Annotated in this window: 13 protein-coding genes and 1 tRNA gene; 8 read left to right on the top strand and 6 right to left on the bottom strand. The window is 62.5% G+C overall.

Translation table 11 applies throughout. The annotated features are described in order from the left end of the window. Positions 1–285 precede the first annotated feature (285 nt). The gene (locus tag J7643_00680; protein ID MBO9539089.1) at positions 286–999 is read left to right on the top strand and encodes a pseudouridine synthase; all 714 of its coding nucleotides are present in this window, start codon (positions 286–288) and stop codon (positions 997–999) included. Between the two features lie 42 nt (positions 1,000–1,041). On the opposite strand, the gene J7643_00675 is transcribed toward J7643_00680, so the two are convergent. Further along, positions 1,042–1,845 carry a protocatechuate 3,4-dioxygenase gene (locus tag J7643_00675; GenBank protein MBO9539088.1) on the bottom strand — a complete coding sequence of 268 codons (804 nt, stop codon included), beginning with the start codon at positions 1,843–1,845 and terminating at the stop codon, positions 1,042–1,044. A gap of 299 nt (positions 1,846–2,144) precedes the next feature. On the opposite strand from J7643_00675, the gene J7643_00670 reads away from it, so the two are divergent. The 4 genes from J7643_00670 to J7643_00655 all read left to right on the top strand — a co-directional run bounded on the left by J7643_00670 (position 2,145) and on the right by J7643_00655 (position 4,659). Then, positions 2,145–2,218 (top strand) — tRNA-Pro (locus tag J7643_00670). A gap of 323 nt (positions 2,219–2,541) precedes the next feature. Further along, the gene (locus J7643_00665; GenBank protein MBO9539087.1) at positions 2,542–2,994 is read left to right on the top strand and encodes an SRPBCC domain-containing protein; all 453 of its coding nucleotides are present in this window, start codon (positions 2,542–2,544) and stop codon (positions 2,992–2,994) included. A gap of 173 nt (positions 2,995–3,167) precedes the next feature. Next, positions 3,168–3,506 (top strand): YnfA family protein, encoded by a 339-nt coding sequence (locus J7643_00660; GenBank protein MBO9539086.1) that lies wholly within the window; start codon positions 3,168–3,170, stop codon positions 3,504–3,506. Positions 3,507–3,774: 268 nt separating this feature from the next. After that, positions 3,775–4,659 (top strand): class I SAM-dependent methyltransferase, encoded by an 885-nt coding sequence (locus tag J7643_00655; GenBank protein MBO9539085.1) that lies wholly within the window; start codon positions 3,775–3,777, stop codon positions 4,657–4,659. Between the two features lie 248 nt (positions 4,660–4,907). Here the strand turns inward: J7643_00655 and J7643_00650 are convergent, their stop codons facing one another. Genes J7643_00650 through J7643_00640 form a run of 3 tightly spaced genes read right to left on the bottom strand, consistent with a single transcriptional unit; the run spans position 4,908 to position 6,081 of the window. Continuing rightward, positions 4,908–5,288, bottom strand: coding sequence for a DoxX family protein (locus tag J7643_00650; GenBank protein MBO9539084.1), 381 nt, complete (start codon positions 5,286–5,288; stop codon positions 4,908–4,910). Between the two features lie 50 nt (positions 5,289–5,338). After that, positions 5,339–5,761 carry an SRPBCC domain-containing protein gene (locus J7643_00645; GenBank protein ID MBO9539083.1) on the bottom strand — a complete coding sequence of 141 codons (423 nt, stop codon included), beginning with the start codon at positions 5,759–5,761 and terminating at the stop codon, positions 5,339–5,341. Continuing rightward, complete coding sequence (locus tag J7643_00640; protein ID MBO9539082.1) at positions 5,758–6,081, bottom strand: helix-turn-helix transcriptional regulator; 324 nt, start codon at positions 6,079–6,081, stop codon at positions 5,758–5,760. Before J7643_00640 ends, J7643_00645 begins: the two co-directional genes overlap by 4 nt. Positions 6,082–6,377: 296 nt before the next feature. On the opposite strand from J7643_00640, the gene J7643_00635 reads away from it, so the two are divergent. Continuing rightward, on the top strand, positions 6,378–8,765 hold the full coding sequence (locus J7643_00635) for an excinuclease ABC subunit UvrA (GenBank protein MBO9539081.1): 2,388 nt from the start codon (positions 6,378–6,380) through the stop codon (positions 8,763–8,765). A 139-nt stretch (positions 8,766–8,904) separates the two neighbouring features. On the opposite strand, the gene J7643_00630 is transcribed toward J7643_00635, so the two are convergent. After that, positions 8,905–10,095, bottom strand: a complete 1,191-nt coding sequence (locus J7643_00630; protein ID MBO9539080.1) for an MFS transporter — start codon at positions 10,093–10,095, stop codon at positions 8,905–8,907. Between the two features lie 152 nt (positions 10,096–10,247). Between J7643_00630 and J7643_00625 the strand changes: the two genes are divergently transcribed. Together J7643_00625 and J7643_00620 are read left to right on the top strand one after the other, a co-directional pair. Continuing rightward, positions 10,248–10,949 carry a DNA alkylation repair protein gene (locus J7643_00625; protein ID MBO9539079.1) on the top strand — a complete coding sequence of 234 codons (702 nt, stop codon included), beginning with the start codon at positions 10,248–10,250 and terminating at the stop codon, positions 10,947–10,949. A gap of 211 nt (positions 10,950–11,160) precedes the next feature. Then, a complete protein-coding gene (locus tag J7643_00620; protein ID MBO9539078.1) occupies positions 11,161–11,586 on the top strand; it encodes a cupin domain-containing protein in 426 nt (141 codons plus the stop codon). Positions 11,587–11,704: 118 nt separating this feature from the next. Here the strand turns inward: J7643_00620 and J7643_00615 are convergent, their stop codons facing one another. Further along, on the bottom strand, positions 11,705–13,282 hold the full coding sequence (locus J7643_00615; protein MBO9539077.1) for a Na+/H+ antiporter: 1,578 nt from the start codon (positions 13,280–13,282) through the stop codon (positions 11,705–11,707). Positions 13,283–13,406 lie beyond the last annotated feature (124 nt).

Raw genomic sequence — 13,406 nt, 5'->3', positions numbered from 1 at the left:
TAATAGCGACAACATCTAACAATTCAGGTCACAGGGGACAGGAGTTTCAATGCCCACCTTGGTTTGATGATAAACGACGTATCGTGAATAGGCCAGGTGTGTCGTTCCGAGGCATGGGTGAGGGCGGAACCTGGGCTCACTGTATGACCGCGGTACTTGGGGCGTTTCGAAATCAAGCAGCCCAACTTCAATTTGCACGCTCAAAAAGCGATCCTGCGTCTATCGAAATCACTATCCCCTGAGTGCTAGCTCAGAAGCACCGCCGCAGGCTACGATACTCCCGTAATGCTCTCGATTCTTTACAGCGACGACTATCTCGTGGCGGTGGACAAGCCGCCAGGACTGCTGGTACACCGCACCGGCCTGGACGCGGGCGAGACCCGCTTTGCGCTGCAGATGCTGCGCGACCAGCTTGGTCGGCCGGTCTGGCCGGTGCATCGCCTGGACAAGGGCACCAGCGGCGTGTTGCTGTTCGCCCTGGACGCTCAGACCGCCCGAGCAATGGGCCAAGCCTTCGAAGCAGGTGAGGGTTTGCGCAAGACCTACCGTTCCGTTGTGCGCGGTTGGCCGGTCGACGAGGGCCTGATCGACCATCCCTTGCGCCGCATGCCCGATGACATGCGCCACCAGCGCGAGGAAATGCAGGAGGCCCAGACCCGGTTTCGGACACTCGAGCGCTATGAGCTGCCACTGCCGCAAGGTCGGTTCCCTACCACCCGCTGCGCACTGGTGGAGCTGTCCCCCCTGACCGGCCGACGCCATCAGCTGCGCCGGCACATGAAGCACATCGCCCACCCCATCATCGGCGACGCCACCCACGGCAAGGGACCGCTCAACCGCGATCTGGCAGCGCAGCTGAACATGCAGCGGCTATGGCTGCATGCCTACCAGCTGGAATTACGGCATCCGATCAGCGAGGAAGTCGTGCGCATGGAAGCGAGCTTGGGGGCCGAGTGGGATAGATGGCGTCAGCACGCTCACCTCGTGACGCCGACCTGAAAGCCCCCCGCCGGCATCAGGACAACTTCCACCTTATGCAGCTCATCTTAGGGTGATCGTCTTCCAGGCTTGCAAAGCCCCATCTGCCATTCGAGCCGTACGAAGCAAGAACGGATCGAGCTCTCGGCCTACGAGGACAGCGTCCGTTTGATTCGTGGTATCGCGACGTGGACGACCGCGATAATCGGGGTGAGCGCTGAAGATCTCATCGCTGAGGGCGTCATCGTAGAACAGCTGCGAGGTGAGATACGCCTGATCGCCAACCCGCACGATGAAGTGAACGTGGGTGGTGCGGCCGGGATACCAGCCGGGAAAGACCGAATCGAAATCGACCACGCCGTTGGCATCGGTGCTTTGGACCCCGCGGCAGAAGTGCTCAGCTTGCGCATCGGTGCTGCTAGGGTTACAGATGCTTCCTGCAGGGAAGGCCGAGTAGTAGCCCGCAGGGCTCGCATGCCAGACATCCACGGAAGCATTGGGGACCGGAGTACAAGCATCGGCACGGGTGATGCGTAGACTCAAGCGCATCGGTAGGCCGGATATCCCCTCGCTGATGTCCTTCCGGTTCAAGGTCGCGGCGTGGCAAGGGCCTTCCGTCAGGGCTGGTGTGAGGACACACGGCTCGCTCTCGCGCCCTTGAAAAGGATTGGGGTAGGTCCCCCGCATTGCACCCGTTCCACCGGCAGCCCAGGATGCAGCTCCCTGGCTGATAGCCCGGGAGCCCGTCCCCTCAGAGGCTCGGGCGCAGCCCAGAAGCCAAAGGTTGGCTGAGAGCAGGGCGTAGGCTTTTAAACCGCTCGCCAGAACCTGACGCCGGGACAGGTAGACCGGAACCTCCTCACGCATCGCCGCTCCTCCTTTTTATTGGCCGACGATAAGTCACAGGATCGACGACACCAACGGCTAAGATGGTCAAGCATCTTGAGATACGGCCTTACGATCCTTGTTCGTTCAGACGCGACTGACTCTATCGGAATCAAATGCCCGCCGCTCCGACCGGAACCGCCCTCGCCAAAACGAGGTTGAAAAAAGGCTTATCAGGTTCATATTGGCTGGCCTTCTTCCTTTCGAGGCGTAGATCTGTTATATTGGTCTTGTTGGTTAACCACTCTCGGTACCCCAGGTTAACGAACAGCTAATTATTTCGGGGCGTAGCGCAGCTTGGTAGCGCACCACTTTGGGGTAGTGGGGGTCGTGGGTTCGAATCCCGCCGCTCCGACCTAACACCCCACTCGGGGAAGATGGAAGTAAGTGGTTTCACGAGCTTCTCGTACCAACCGAGTGAGAGTGTAAGAATAGGTAGCCTGCCCGGCTTCTACGGGCAGGCTACCTTTCTATTTGTGTAAGTCGAAAGGTAGGATGTCGCTGGCAATCCTTATTGAGCAAATTCAGAAAGTCTTGAATACGCTCGATGTTGGCGGAGTGCAGCATGACAAGTTTGCAAGCCAATCAAGCTAGATTAACCTCTGGAACCAGTTCTGGTAAGAAGACCTAGATAGCCCGCCGACTAACCTCCTCAGCAAGATCATGGAGTCGACCAACATGCAAAAGCAGCGCTACACGATCACGATCAACGCCTCCAAGCAAAAGGTCTGGAATACCATGCTGGAGGACGCCACCTACCGCGAATGGACGCGCGCCTTCAACCCGGGATCCTACTTCGAGGGCTCCTGGGAGAAGGGCAGCGAGATCCGCTTTCTCGGCCCTGACCCGTCGTCCGGCAAGACCGGCGGCATGTACTCCCGGATTCACGACATCCGGCCAAACGAGTTCGTCTCCATCGAGCATCTCGGGTTCATCCAAGACGGAAAGGTCGATACGACGAGCGATGAGGTAAAGAAGTGGACACCTTCCTTCGAGACCTACACCTTCAGCGAGAAGGACGGCGTCTCTGAGGTCCTGGTCGAGGTGGATGTCGCGGAAGAAATGGTCGATGAATTCCAGGACATGTGGCCGAAGGCCCTGCAAGAGCTGAAAGTACTGGCGGAGAAGTAGAGCTCAGTAGAAGCTTGTGGGCGAGATTCCAGCCCTTGGGGCATGGGGTGCCTCGACCGGAATCCGAATCCCGCCGCTCCGACTCTTGAATAGACGGCCTGCCTGAATTCTACGAGCTGGCCGTCTTTCTTTTTGAGTGTTCAGCAGTCTTTTGACGCTGCGACAAAGGACCCATGACGATTCTTAAGACGACGACCCTCTTCCTGCTTACGGCCTGTGCAGAGATAGTGGGCTGCTACTTACCATACCTCTGGCTGAAACACGGTAAATCCGCCTGGTTACTCGTACCAGCGGCTGCGAGCCTCGCGCTGTTCGCCTGGCTTCTAACGCTACACCCGTCAGGCGCTGCGGGAAGAATCTACGCGGCTTACGGCGGGGTGTACGTGGCCACGGCACTCGTCTGGATGTGGCTTGTCGAGAAGCAGAGCCCCGACCGCTGGGACCTGATTGGCGTTGCAGTCACCCTGACGGGGATGGCCATTATCGCCTTCGCCCCGAGAGTCGTCAGATGAAGAGCCTTCTAAGGCTAGACTGCTAGAAGCAGCTCCTGGATTGGTGTTCGGCCATTATGGCAGTGGGCGGCTCGTGCGGCATCCATCGAAATGGCGAGTAGCTTATCCAAGCCCGACCCATCTCCATGATCCATGCTACACCCTGCGGGGGGGCTTGCCGCAAGCCCCGGGTCTGGCCTCATAATCGCAGGCCTGTCAGAACCTACGCAGAAGGGACTTGTACTTTGCGTGTGGTGCCGTTGGCCTACGACACGAGCTCCGTAATGAAATGGAGAGCCTTCCCGTGACAAAACGTGACTCATCCAGTTCCCCCCTCATCCGTAATATTTCAGACACCGCCCGATGGGCGGCATGGTGCCGGGCCGTGGAGAGCGAACGACCGGATGCACACTTCAACGATCACCTTGCCAAGCGCCTTGCAGGTGATAGGGGGGCAGCCATCGAGGAGGCCATGAGCAAGGGACGGGGGTCCACGGTGGCCTCCCTGGTCGTTCGGACTGTATCGTTCGACAAGATGATCCTGGATCGCATCTCGGAAGGGGGGATCGATACCGTCGTCAACCTGGCAGCCGGACTCGACACCCGCCCCCATCGGCTTACCTTGCCCCGGGATCTTCGGTGGATCGAGGTCGACCTTCCGAACCTTGTCTCCTACAAGGATGCCTGTCTGGCAAATGAGCCTGGCGCATGCAGGATTGAGCGCGTCGCCCTCGACTTGTCGGAGGCTGAATCCAGGCAAAAGCTCTTGGCTTCGATAGGCGAAGCCTCGAATGGCGTCCTGGTGCTGACCGAGGGGTTGCTTCTTTACCTGGATCCCGCGATGGTCACGGAGCTTGCTACCGATTTGGCGGGCGTACCCGGGTACCAAACTTGGCTGATGGACCTGCTTCACCCGGCGATGCTTCCCTTCGTCGTCCGTAGCTGGAACACCCAAGAGGCCGGGTCATCGAACGTGCCTCGGTTCGCTCCCGAAGGAGGTGCCGAGTTCTTCCAACCTTACGGCTGGACCTTGCACCACTGGGTCAGCGCCTTGGAGGAAGCGGAACGCCTCAACCGGCCAATCTCCCCAGCTGGGGTAACCCTGACGGACGCTCAGCGTGAGGCGTCCCGGACGATGAACACGTACGTTCGTCTCGATAGGGCCAGGACGTAGTCTCGTCACACCGGGCGTTACAGGCAATGGATGGCGGGCGGCGACGCCGGCAAGAGCAAGCCAAGGAGCAGATCCTGGAGGCTTGTGGCAACGTGTGTGTATCTCTGGTTAACGGTCGCGCCGCTCCGACTCCTCGCAAGAGGATAGAATAGACGGCCAGCAGAGCTTCTGACTGCTGGCCGTCTCTCTTTTGGGCTTCCGAACCTCCCCGCTATCGAAGAGGCCCTCAGACCTGATGCTGCAAAGCGTTAGATCTTCGGCAAGAACGCGTACCGCCCGTAGGCCACGACCGCCGCCAGTGCAGCCCCCACGAGGACATAGACCAGCGGGTTGGCAGCGCTCAGCTGTAGCGAGTGCCGCCCGTACAGGCCGGCGAGGGCAAGGCTTTCCAGCACGAGCACGGCGGCAGCGATCGGGGTCAGGACCGGCATCCACTTCGTGGCGGCCGGAACGATGAGCAGGACCGCGCACACCATTTCAAGCACGCCGACCGCTCCCCATCCGCTGCGCGGGAGTGCGGCCATCACCGGCATCTGCGCGATGTCGTCGAACTTGAAGATTTTGTAGGCCCCCCCGGCAAAGGCCTGCAGGGCGAGGACGGCTTGGAGGACCCATAAGAGGATGTTCATTGGCAAGGATTCCTTTCTGGCCGCGCACTTGGCGGGGCAATGACAATGGTTCAGGCCTGCGCGAGCAGTCCGGACAGGGTATCGAGCATGCGGTTCCAGGCGAACTTGGCGCCCGCGTATGCATGGCCGTTTTCGGGGCCGAAGCCAGATTGCTCCATCTTCAGGTGCGTGCCGCCTTCAGAGGGGGTCAGCGTCCAGGTAACGACCGAGTTCAGGCCGAGCGCCTCCCAGCGATAAGCGAGTTGCTCCTGGGGCGCGACGGTCAGCACCTCACAGTGGACGACTCCATCCCATTGCGGCATCGGCTCGTTGCGGAAGCTGAACTTGTGGCCGACGACCGGCTGGAAGTCGCTCTTCAGAAGCCAATCATCAAGCAACGGCACCTCGGTCAGGGCCCGCCAGACCTTCTGCGGCGGGTGCGGCATCACCCGCTCGATCACCAGGGTGCGGGTCGCATCGGTTGCGTGTGTCAAGGATCCATCCTTTCGAGAAGTGCTTCTAGACGGTCGAAGCGGCTCTGCCAGAAGGCGCCGTACTGGCTCATCCAATCGACCAAGGGAGCCAGCCCCTGCGGGTCTGCGCTGTAGTGAACCAACCGCCCGGCGGGGCGATCGCGAACAAGGCCTGCAACCTTGAGCAGGGCGAGGTGCTTGGACACCGCTGGTTGCGAAACCCCAGCGAAATCCGTCAGGGCCCGTACCGTCTGTTCGCCACCACTGACCAGGCGTTCAAAGATCGCCCGCCGAGTTGGATCAGCGAGGGTTCGGAAGAGTTCATCGGGTGCAGCAGGCATACGTAATTCATAACTCGCTGGTTATTGATCTGTCAACCTAGCCTCTGGCGTTCGTTTCCGGAGAGTTCGGCCCATCGGAGCAGCTTGTGGCCTAGCGCCTGAACCTTTGTGACAGCTGATGTCCGTGCCGGAAGACGTGCCCAGGCGCTACGACTCATTGGCAAGCGGGTAAAATGCCTGGTGAACGGCCAGCGCTTGGGGCGCCGTGACTTCTGGCCGGAGCACGCCGATCGCCCCCGATAAACTGCTGGAGATAATGGACCAATGACGCCCACCGAGCTGCTCGCGAGGATTTCATGAGCTCAAACCAACACCCCGCAGACAACCACGATTTGATCCGCGTCCTAGGGGCGCGGGAGAACAACCTGAAGGACGTCAGCGTCGAGATCCCCAAGCGGCGGCTGACCGTGTTCACCGGCGTCTCGGGCTCGGGCAAGTCGTCGCTGGTGTTCGGCACCATCGCGGCCGAGTCGCAGCGGATGATCAACGAGACCTACAGCGCGTTCGTGCAGGGCTTCATGCCGACGCTGGGCCGGCCCGAGGTCGACGTCCTGGAAGGGCTGACGACCGCAATCATCGTCGACCAGGAGCGAATGGGCGCCAACTCTCGCTCGACGGTCGGCACGGCGACCGACGCCAACGCGATGCTGCGAGTGCTGTTCAGCCGCCTCGGCAAACCGTACATCGGCCCGCCCAACGCCTTCTCCTTCAACGTCCCGTCGGTCACCGGGGCGGGGCAGATCTCGATCGAGAAGGCCGGCGGCAAGACGACCGAGAAGCGCACGTTCACGGTCAACGGCGGCATGTGCCCGCGATGCGAGGGCATGGGCTCGGTCAACGACATGGACCTGACCCAGCTCTACGACGACAGCAAGTCGCTCAACGAGGGTGCGCTCACGATCCCCGGCTACAGCATGGATGGCTGGTACGGCCGCATCTTCAGCGGCTGCGGCTTCTTCGACCCGAACAAGCCGATCCGCGAGTTTACCAAGCAGGAACTCCACGACCTGCTCCACAAGGAGCCCACCAAGATCAAGGTCGACGGCATCAACCTGACCTACGAGGGGCTGATCCCGAAGATCCAGAAGTCGTTCCTCTCCAAGGACGTCGATTCGATGCAGCCGCACATCCGCGCCTTCGTCGAGCGGGCGGTCACCTTCACCACCTGCCCCGAGTGCAACGGCACCCGGCTCAGCGAGGGCGCCCGGTCCTGCAAGATCAAGGGCATCAACATCGCCGACGCCTGCGCGATGCAAATCAGCGACCTGGCCGAGTGGGTGCGCAGTCTTGACGAGCCGTCCGTCGCACCTTTGCTGGCGTCGCTGGGGCAGACGCTCGATTCGTTCGTGGAGATCGGGCTGGGCTACCTCAGCCTCGACCGGCCGGCCGGCACGCTGTCTGGCGGTGAGGCGCAGCGCACCAAGTTGATCCGCCACCTCGGGTCGTCGCTCACCGACGTGACCTACGTCTTCGACGAGCCGACGGTCGGCCTGCACCCCCACGACATCCAGCGGATGAACAACCTGCTGCTGCGGCTGCGCGACAAGGGCAACACCGTCCTCGTGGTCGAGCACAAGCCGGAGACGATCGCGATCGCCGACCACGTCGTCGACCTCGGCCCCGGAGCCGGCACCGCCGGCGGAGAGGTGGTCTTCGAGGGCACCGTCGATGCGCTGCAGAAGAGCGGCACGCTCACCGGCCGTCACTTGAGTGACCGCGCCTCCCTTAAACCCTCGGTGCGGAAGCCCTCGGGCGTGATGGAGGTGCGCGGCGCCCGCACACATAATCTTCAGGACGTCGACGTCGACATCCCGCTCGGCGTGCTGGTGGTGGTGACCGGCGTGGCAGGGTCGGGCAAGAGCTCGCTGATCCACGGCTCGGTGGGTACCCGAGACGGGGTGGTATCGGTTGACCAGACCCCGATCCGCGGCTCGCGGCGCAGCAACCCGGCGACGTACACCGGTCTGCTGGAGCCGATCCGCAAGGCGTTCGCGAAGGCCAACGGCGTGAAGCCTGCCCTGTTCAGCGCCAACTCCGAGGGTGCCTGCCCGACCTGCAACGGCGCCGGCGTGATCTACACCGACCTGGCGATGATGGCCGGCGTCAGCACGGTCTGCGAGGAGTGCGAGGGTCGGCGGTTCCAGGCGTCGGTCCTGGAGTACCGGCTCGGCGGGCTCAACATCGCCGAGGTGCTCGCCCTGCCGGTCAAAGACGCGGTCGCTTTCTTCGGCGCCGGCGAGGCGCGTACGCCAGCCGCGCACGCGATCCTGAAGCGCATGGCCGACGTGGGGCTCGGCTACCTGCGACTCGGCCAACCGCTCACCACGCTCTCGGGTGGCGAGCGGCAGCGCCTCAAGCTCGCGACGCACATGGGTGCCGACGGCGGCGTCTACGTGCTCGACGAGCCGACCACCGGGCTGCACCTGGCCGATCTCGAGCAGCTGCTCGGGCTGCTGGATCGACTGGTCGACTCCGGCAAGTCGGTCATCGTGATCGAGCACAACCAGGCGGTGATGGCACACGCCGACTGGATCATCGACCTCGGGCCGGGTGCCGGCCACGACGGCGGGAAGATCGTCTTCGAAGGCACCCCGGCCGACCTGGTGGCGGCGAAGTCGACGCTGACCGGCGAGCACCTGGCGGCATTCGTCGACAGCACTTCGGCGCTCGCAGCTTCGAAGTAGCAGCGGCAGGACGCAAAGGCTGAACGCGTCCGACGACACGAACGAGAAGAGACGGCCAGCCTGGCTTTTACAGGCTGGCCGTCTTTCTACCCTTCACCCCTCGCATGCACGATCGGGGGTCTATCTCCACCGTAACAGGCTAGACTGCCTTCTCGCGGCGGGCTGCCCAAAGCAGCCCCATGATCGCCAACCAGAGCAACAGGGCCATGACGCCCACCAGGCCGTTGAGTGCAGCTGGGCCATAGGCCACCAGCAAGACCCCGCCGAGGCTGGGGATACTCACCTGGCCGAGCATGGCGCCGCCGACCTGGAACCCGACCGCATGCTCGGCAAGGCGGCCGAGATGGCGAGGGGTCAGGGTCATCATGCCGGGGTACAGCGGGGCCAATGAGGCTCCCAGTACGGCGAGCCCCATGATGCAGACCCATGGCCAGGGCGCGAGGACGAAGCAGAGCCCACCGAGCAGGCCCGCAGTGACGCAGCGGATTAAAAGACGCCGGACGCCCACCTGATCGGCGATCGCTCCGAGCAAGAACCGCCCCGCCGTGAGCGAGACCCAGAAGAGGCTCACGGCCGTACCGGCGAGCCCCTCGGACAATTCCCGGTACTGGGTGAGGAGCGTATAGGACCAGTTCGCGGCCGTCATCTCGAAGCCGCTGTACACGAAGAAAACCACCACCTGGGCGATGACCAGCGGGTGTCGCAGCGCCTCACGCATCGTGGCCGGGACCTGGTCTTGAGCCGAGAGGGCAGGTCCCGGGGACTCCGCCGTAGGCTCGGGGCTCCTTTGCCAGGCATTCAGGCTCAGCGTGAAGAGGGCGGTCATCCCGACCATCAGGATGCACAGGGATCCGTAGGTCCATTGCCAGGGGAAGTGCCTCGCCAGGAGCGCGGCGGCGGTCATGGCGGACAGGGTGGCCCCGACCCCCCAGCAGGCGTGAAGCCAGTTCATCTGACGAGCCGAGAAGTGACGGGCGGCGTAGGCGTTGAGGCCTGAGTCGATGGCCCCTGCCCCCAGCCCCGCGATGACGGCACTCCCGACGAAGACTAGCCAGACCGGAGCGAGCGCGAATCCCGCCAAGCTGACCGAGACCAGCGCGCAGCTCGCCGCCAGCAGGCCACCAACCCCAAGCAGTTGCAAGACACGCCCCGCCAGGAGGCTGGAAACCAGGTAGCCGCTCACCGTCGCGGTGAGCACCACCCCCAGGTGGCCGGCCGTTAACCCGAAATGCGGGTACACGGATGGCCAGACGACCCCGAGGATCGAATCGGGCAGGCCCAGGCTGATGAAGCCTAGGTAGGCGATGACAAGCAGGAAAAGAGACGGCATGCGGTCATCGTAGCACCCCCTCCCTTGGCCCTAACAACGGCGTCTTACCAGCTCCGCCCAAAGTGTCTTCACGCCACCGTGCTTTTTACGGGCACACCGCCCTCTCATCCTGCCAGAGCCTCCGTGACACCTCTTGCATGGTAAGTTTAGGTATGCAGAAAAACGCGACGACAGACATTCCAAGCGCATCGGAGATCCTGGCTGAGCTTGAGGCAAAGGGCTCGGCTGCGGTCCGCAAAATCTATGCGAAGCAAGGGGCCGGGGACAAGGTTTTCGGCATCAAGATGGGCGACCTTCGGGTGCTGGCCAAGGGGCTCAAAAAACAGCACGCCCTGGGGCTTGCACTGTGGGATTCCGGTTGGTTCGAGGCACGGGTCTTGGCAACCTTGATTCTCGATCCGAAGCAGTTGAGCGAAGAGGAGTGCATCCGTCTCGCCGAAAGCTGCGATTCGCCCCCGATCCTCGACAAGCTAACAGATAACGTCTTGGAGGATTCAAAGTTGGCCGAGGCCTTGTGCGCAAGGTGGCTTGATTTGGTCGACCCATTGCTCGGCCGCGCCGGGTGGAACCTCATGACCTCGGCCGTGCAGAAGGATAAGCAGGGCGCCCTCGATCTCGATGCGCTCATGGCCAAGATCGAGACGGAGCTCCCTGCGACCCCCAGGCCCAAGAAAGAATCGATGAACATGTGCCTGGTGATGATCGGGGTGTACCATTCGTCGCACACCGACAAGGCCATCGCAGCCGGCGAACGGCTGGGCCGCTGGGACGATCGGCCGGTCCCCAAGGGCTGCACCTCCAGCTATCCCCCTGAGTGGATTCCTGCTGCCATCGCTTTGCGCAACCGGCGCTAGGAGCTCGCAACGCCCGGCACTCAGGCGTGAGGGTGGATGGGTACCGCATCGAAGTCGTTAGCCCCTGAGGGTAGCTCAGCAGCAACTTGCGGAAAAGCTTCCGTGCGGGCTTCACGCATTTTTCCAGATTCTGTCAGCGTTGCTTCGAGCCTTGTGCCATGGCCTGTCGCCTTCTATCGTGAGGCCATGGACGACCAAAAGGAGGCAAGCCATGGCGGAACCTGATTTCCAGTCGGAATCCCCCGCACTCGTCACTCGTTCAGGCCCGGTCGATCACCAGAACCTCGCCACTCCACTCCAAACCAAGACGCCGCCCCACGGTCGAATCGAGCTGGTCAACGTCGGCGACGCCACCATCAGTCGAACCCGCTTCCAGCCAGGCTGGAAGTGGTCAGTGGACGTGAAGTCGCAAGCCGGCACGGAAAGCTGCCAACTGCTGCATCGCGTGTTCATGGTGTCCGGTCACCTGCACATCAGGATGGATGATGGCACCGAAGTCGAGCTAGGCCCTGGTGATGCCGCTTATATCCCCCCTGGCCATGACGCCTGGGTGGTAGGCAACGAGGAGGTCGTCAACATCGGGTTCTCCCATGCCGGCAAGCCAACCGGCCTGGGAGAAGATCCCAGCAAGGACTAGGGCAGCAAGTTCAGCCTCTCCCATCCTCCCTGCAAGGGTTGACTGCCAGCAAGCCCACGACGGCCTCCTTCAGCAGCGAACGCGCTCTTGATGAAGCAATTCAAGGAGCAACTACAGATCAGGTTTTCTCCTCGGCGTGGCGCGCTTCTTCCAGGTCCAGGTCACGTTCAATGCGGTGCATCACGTCGTTGCTGATGCGTCCCTGGTCGCGCAGCATGAGGATGGTTTGTCGCTCAGCGTCAATGGCCGCATTGAGCAGACGGTGGTAAGCATCCACCCGGGTTTCCGAGCGTTCGTCTCTTCCGCCCCGCATCTTCGCGGCGTAGCGAGGCAAGCGCGCCTCATAGCGCGATCGCAGCTGCTCCACCGACCCCTCTGCGGAGAGGCCGGGATCGTGATCCATTTCTTCCTGGATACGCTTCAAGGCAGCCTGAGCCGCCAGGTATCGCGCCTCCGCCTCCTCACGATCTTCCTGCCCGACATCGCTCACCCCGAGCCGTCGCACGAGCGCCGGCAGGGTTAAGCCTTGCAGCAACAGGGTCCCCAGGATGACGCAGGCCGTGATGAACAGAATGCGATCGCGCTCCGGAAACGGCGCACCGGACTTGACGAACAAGGGCAAGGCCAGGGCCGTGATGAGCGAATCGAGGCCGCGCATGCCGGTCCATGCCGTCACGACCACCTCGCCCCAGGGGAAGTCCCGCCGCCGCGCCATCGCGCAGGAGTAACAGATGTTGGCGAAGACCCAGGCGAACCTCACCCCGATGACGGTCAAGCAAATGACAACGGCCGCCCAAGCCAGGTTGACGAAGGAGTGGCCAGCCAAGCGACCTACGACGGGCGGAATCTGCATCCCCATCAAGAGGAAGACAAGCCCGTTCATGACGAACAGCAGGGTTCCCCAGGCAGCCGTCAGTTGTAGGCGCGCCACCGACGACGCGAGCCGGGGCTGCAGGCCGAGGTAGATCCCGACGATCAGCACGCAGAGAACGCCCGACACGCCGAGCTTCTCGGCTACCAGAAACGCCGCGTAGGGCGTGAGGATGGAGGCCGTCGTTTCGATCGCGGGATTGTTCAGGTGGGTTCGCAGCCAAGCGGCTGTCCAGCCGAGTACCAAGCCCACGAGGATGCCGCCGGCTGCGACGAAGAGGAAGGCAACACCCGCCTGCCAAAGGGAGAAGGTTCCGGCGACGACCGCCGCGACTGACATGCGGTAGGAGATGATCGCCACCGGATCGTTCAGGAGGCTCTCGCCTTTCAGGATGCTCACCAACCGACGCGGTAGTCGCAGATCCTTCAAGATGTCGACGACCGCCACGGCGTCCGAAGGCGAGACAATCGCCCCGAGCACGAAGGCGAGGGGCCAGGAGAAACCCGGCAGGATGCGATGGGCGACGACCGCGACGCTCACCATCGTCGTCAGCACCAGCGCGCTCGCCAGCAGCGCAATCGGCCGCACATTCTCCCGCAGGTCGCGCCACGGGCTGAAAAACGCCGCATAGTAGATGATGGGCGGCACGAATAGGAAAAAGACGATGCCAGGATCGAGCTCCAGCGTGGGCAAGCCTGGCACGAGGGCGATGATGACGCCCGCCGCCACCAGGATAACCGACAGCGGCACACGCATCCTGGGAGCGAGCAAAGCGACCACTCCCAGGACGACGATGAGCCCAAGAAAGGTCTCGACGAGCGCCATGACGCCTCACCTACTCGGTCTGGTCGGGGCCATCCTAAAAGCCGCCCCCGTTGCCGTCAACGACTGGACGAAACCTGGCCATGGGGATTGGCTTGATGCCGCAGGAGAGGCGAGCGAGCATAGC

It is taken from the genome of bacterium (assembly GCA_017744355.1).
GTDB lineage: Bacteria > Cyanobacteriota > Sericytochromatia > S15B-MN24 > UBA4093 > JAGIBK01.
The sequence above is the reverse complement of the archived record's forward strand: the minus strand, read 5'-3'. Positions and strand labels throughout refer to the sequence as shown.

What these genes read in the sequence shown, in the direction of transcription:
- J7643_00640 (MBO9539082.1), bottom strand. Translation starts at nt 6,081, where the DNA reads ATGCCTGCTGCACCCGATGAACTCTTCCGAACCCTCGCTGATCCAACT.
- J7643_00615 (MBO9539077.1), bottom strand. Translation starts at nt 13,282, where the DNA reads ATGGCGCTCGTCGAGACCTTTCTTGGGCTCATCGTCGTCCTGGGAGTG.
- J7643_00665 (MBO9539087.1), top strand. Translation starts at nt 2,542, where the DNA reads ATGCAAAAGCAGCGCTACACGATCACGATCAACGCCTCCAAGCAAAAG.
- J7643_00620 (MBO9539078.1), top strand. Translation starts at nt 11,161, where the DNA reads ATGGCGGAACCTGATTTCCAGTCGGAATCCCCCGCACTCGTCACTCGT.
- J7643_00635 (MBO9539081.1), top strand. Translation starts at nt 6,378, where the DNA reads ATGAGCTCAAACCAACACCCCGCAGACAACCACGATTTGATCCGCGTC.
- J7643_00630 (MBO9539080.1), bottom strand. Translation starts at nt 10,095, where the DNA reads ATGCCGTCTCTTTTCCTGCTTGTCATCGCCTACCTAGGCTTCATCAGC.
- J7643_00675 (MBO9539088.1), bottom strand. Translation starts at nt 1,845, where the DNA reads ATGCGTGAGGAGGTTCCGGTCTACCTGTCCCGGCGTCAGGTTCTGGCG.
- J7643_00660 (MBO9539086.1), top strand. Translation starts at nt 3,168, where the DNA reads ATGACGATTCTTAAGACGACGACCCTCTTCCTGCTTACGGCCTGTGCA.
- J7643_00655 (MBO9539085.1), top strand. Translation starts at nt 3,775, where the DNA reads ATGGAGAGCCTTCCCGTGACAAAACGTGACTCATCCAGTTCCCCCCTC.
- J7643_00625 (MBO9539079.1), top strand. Translation starts at nt 10,248, where the DNA reads ATGCAGAAAAACGCGACGACAGACATTCCAAGCGCATCGGAGATCCTG.
- J7643_00650 (MBO9539084.1), bottom strand. Translation starts at nt 5,288, where the DNA reads ATGAACATCCTCTTATGGGTCCTCCAAGCCGTCCTCGCCCTGCAGGCC.
- J7643_00680 (MBO9539089.1), top strand. Translation starts at nt 286, where the DNA reads ATGCTCTCGATTCTTTACAGCGACGACTATCTCGTGGCGGTGGACAAG.